Genomic DNA, 3836 nt, shown 5'->3' with positions numbered 1-3836 from the left:
TGTTCGCTCGACTTGCATGTATTAGGCACGCCGCCAGCGTTCGTCCTGAGCCAGGATCAAACTCTCCATAAAAGAAATTTGATTAGCTCAAATTGTTTTGCTGGCATCATGTTTGATGTCCAAAATTGTGTTTCGTTCACTAGTAAAACTAGCTATTTAAAACTTTATTGATTACGTTTTGCTTGTTCAGTTTTCAAGGTTCATTTTGTTTACTCTTCTGTAAGAGTTAACTTTTATATAATAACATGTTTTATATTTAATGTCAAACAGTTATTTTATTTTATATTTTAGTAGCTGCATATCTCAACAGCAACTTTTATATAATAACACCCTATTTTTCATTGGTCAATAGTTTTATAATTATTTTTTTAAAAAATTACAACCTCAATCTTGGCCAATTTCGTAAAAATTGAATTGTACGGTTTCTTCCTATATCTAATAGAGTTTCTTTTGTTTCTTCATTTAAATCAAATTGGGTTGCACTATAATCTTCTACAGGAATAAAAATAATGTCTCTTTCGTGTCGTCTTGATATATACCTTTCATCATGTGCATCTTTCATAGTTGAAAATAGTGCCTCAAATAAATTTAGACCATTCTTAATTTCTTGAGGACATTGTTCTTCTCTTCTTCTACTCAGTTTCAGACCTAAAATCGGACGTACTTTCCGACCTTCTTTATCATCGAATATCCATAGTGGAAAATTACTTAAAACACCACCATCCACTATAACCGATTCACCCTTCCCAGTCTTTAATGTAACTGGTTCAAAGAAAAAAGGTATACCGCAACTCATGCGTAACGCACAAGCTACTGAAAAATTCTTTGCTTCAATTTGATATTTATGCAAATCATCTGGTAAAACAATCATTCTACCATTCGTTAAATCTGAAGCTACTAATTTAAGAGAATCTTTAGGCAGATCACCAAAAGTATATACTCCTTTTGCAGCTAGCTTTTGGAAAAACCATTTTTCTAACGCCTTTCCTTTATAGAGACCTAAATGATTATAAACATTTACCCATTTCATAAAAGGAAAAGGGAAAATTGTTCTTCTTGGATCAAGTAATGAAGGAACATCTAACTCTTCTAGCATCATCTCTATCTCTTTTCCACTATAACCCGCAGCAATAAAGGCAGCTAAAATGGCACCTGCACTTGTACCAGCTACACGTTTAAATCGAAAATGTTCAGCTTCTAATACTTGATATGCCCCTACTAAGGCAAAGCCCTTCAAACCGCCACCAGAAAACACGCCATCAATCCACAAAATTTCCTCTCCTTTTTGATGTAATCTTTATAGTATAAGGATGAAGAATGACGAATAGAACTAAATTTTCTACTTTATTGACGATACTTATGTACATAGCAGCAAACTTTAACCAAGTGTCTAGCTAAAATTCGATTACAGTATCATATAAGAATATGCGGCGAAATATCGTTATTCTAAGAAATGTAAAGAGCTACTTAAATGCTAAAGTAGTTTCAACAATAATTTTAGTTCCGGAAATTTTTAGTGTAGAACATATTTTTAACAACAAAAATAAAGGGCCTAAGCCCCCAACAATATTTAATTTAAATCACAGCCCTTATCTATATTAACTATGTCTTATAAGAACGTACTGATGGTGATTGATATTATTTAATTTTAAAAAAAGTTACAGAATGTTTAGCTATCCACAAATGCTGGGGTTTTCATAACTTCTAATTTTATTCTTTCACTGAAGGCTTGAAAATTTTAGCCGACTTAGTTAATAGCTTACTAACCCCTTCTATATCTTGCTAAGATTACAATGAATCAGAACCAAGTTAGACTGGTGGTTTGCTCTCGCGTGAAACGCTGGGGTACTTGTCCGTGTCAAAAGACACACTCAAAACTTCCTGTTTCCATATTTGTATTCAGATTGGCATGCCGATCGAATATTAAGCTACTCTTCCCTTTCAAATAAACCACAAAAGATGAAACAATTATTTTTGCTCGAATACTCACCAACATACCTGATTGCTCGGCTGTTTTTTTCTTGTCCATAGCTAGAAGCTCTTTGGAACCCCTCGCATAGCAAGGTTTTTTTTAAATATACAATAAAAAAACAGTCAGCGCACAGCTGACTGTTCAGACTGTAGACAAAAGCCATCGAGAGGTTCACTCTCGATGGGCTTTTGTCATTTTTCTTCCTATTTTATCTTTAACATTTGGTAATATACTACCAAATTCAACATACTCTTCGAGTATAGCTACCTTCTTAAGCTGCCTGCCACGTCCAAGTAGCCAGTTTCTTTAAATTCATGGCAGCAAAAGTAAGCATCGCCTGCATGGACAATTTTTTCAGACCTCTTAAGGTTGTCCATCGCATACCATGCTTTTCTTTTGCATCGGCAAAGACACGCTCAATCGTTTCTTTGCGCTTTGCATAAATTTGTTTGATGTCATAGGAATGGCGTAAATGTTCAGCTTCCTCCACATACGACTCCCAGATATGGCGTTGAATGAGTTTTTGATGATGCTTACTTTCTGTACATTGGGAAAGGCTTGGACACTTCGCACAAATCAAAGGATTCGATTTATATTGCCGATAGCCTTCTTTCGTCGTTGTTGCATACTTCAATATCTGCCCTTGTGGGCAAAGATAACAATTATAGTGCTCGTCATATATATACTCATGCTTTCGGAAGAATCCATCTTTCGTTTTAGGACGTGTATACGGAAGAACAGGCAACATTTGATTCTCTAATAAAAAGTTCGTAATCGCTGGTGTTTTATAGGCTGCATCTGCCGCAACAGCGATTGGTTTTTGAACGTTTTGAATGACTCTTTCAACAAGTGGCTGCAATACATGGCTATCGTGCACATTTCCCGGAGTCACAATGGCACCTAAGACAAAGCCCTTTTCATCTGTCGCTGCATGAAAAGAATACGCAAACTGTTTCGTACGTTCATCCTTCACGTAATACCCACTTTCAGGATCTGTCGTGCTTTCCTTTATTTCTTTCCATTCTTCTTTTTCAAATTTCTCCGGGGAAAAGGGCTTTTTTCCGTGTTCCTCACGATCAATATTTAACTCTAATTGAAGTTTCTCTTCATAAGCCCGTGTTTCTTTTCGCACAACTTTTTTATCATACTTTCGTTTATTCGCACTCGCTTTCACATGCGTAGAATCGATAAATAAATGGTCTGCATGGAGGAGTCCTTGATGCATAATCTCTTTTAATATACGATAGAATATCTGCTCAAATATATCAGTGTCTTGAAAGCGACGGACATAATTTTTACCAAAGGTAGAGAAATGCGGAACTTCTGTATGGAAGCCAAATCCTAAAAACCAACGATACGCCATATTCGTTTCAATTTCTTTGATGGTTTGACGCATGGACCGTATACCAAAAACGTACTGAATAAACGTCATTTTAAAGAGAACAACAGGATCAATACTAGGACGCCCATTAGGTGAATAGAGATGTTCTACTAAAGGATAGATAAATGAAAAATCAATAGCCGCCTCTAGTTTTCGTACTAAATGATCTTGGGGAACTAATTGATCAATCGTTAACATTTCTAATTGTTCACGTTCATTGATTTGATTTTTCGTCATCATGGTTAATCACCTCGAAAGTGTACTTTTTATCAATAGATGAATAAGGAATTTTTTATGTAGGAGTTGATTGGAACGAAGGGTGGCGACTCCTGCGGGAAAAGCGGGAAAGTCGAGATCCTGGACTGAGCGAAGCGAGGGAAGCAGCTCGACCCCGCCCGCGGAAAGCGTCCGCCCGTAGTGGAAATCAACGGCTTTACTTTATTTTATTGTAAAAGAAAAAAGACTGTAGGCAAACTCAAAATT

The 3836-nt window shown here is 36.2% G+C and carries 2 protein-coding genes, 1 rRNA gene and 1 pseudogene; all 4 read right to left on the bottom strand.

Features of this window, described 5'->3' with window-relative positions; all coding sequences use genetic code 11:
* Positions 1 to 72 (bottom strand): 16S ribosomal RNA (locus NY607_RS24060); the annotation flags it as partial.
* A 304-nt stretch (positions 73 to 376) separates the two neighbouring features.
* Positions 377 to 1270 carry a patatin-like phospholipase family protein gene (locus NY607_RS24055; protein ID WP_115674652.1) on the bottom strand — a complete coding sequence of 298 codons (894 nt, stop codon included), beginning with the start codon at positions 1268 to 1270 and terminating at the stop codon, positions 377 to 379.
* Positions 1271 to 1874: 604 nt separating this feature from the next.
* Positions 1875 to 1996, bottom strand: a pseudogene (locus NY607_RS24050) (IS200/IS605 family transposase); the annotation flags it as partial.
* A gap of 247 nt (positions 1997 to 2243) precedes the next feature.
* Positions 2244 to 3593 carry an IS1182-like element ISBsp5 family transposase gene (locus tag NY607_RS24045; protein ID WP_259420580.1) on the bottom strand — a complete coding sequence of 450 codons (1350 nt, stop codon included), beginning with the start codon at positions 3591 to 3593 and terminating at the stop codon, positions 2244 to 2246.
* Between the last annotated feature and the right edge of the window lie 243 nt (positions 3594 to 3836).

This window comes from Lysinibacillus sp. A4 (genome assembly GCF_024919535.1).
Lineage (GTDB): Bacteria > Bacillota > Bacilli > Bacillales_A > Planococcaceae > Lysinibacillus > Lysinibacillus capsici.
Note: the sequence above shows the minus strand (reverse complement) of the source record. Positions and strands in the feature narration are given on the sequence as shown.

Excerpts from the sequence above, each read along its gene's own strand:
- NY607_RS24045 (WP_259420580.1), bottom strand. The coding sequence starts at position 3,593 with ATGATGACGAAAAATCAAATCAATGAACGTGAACAATTAGAAATGTTA.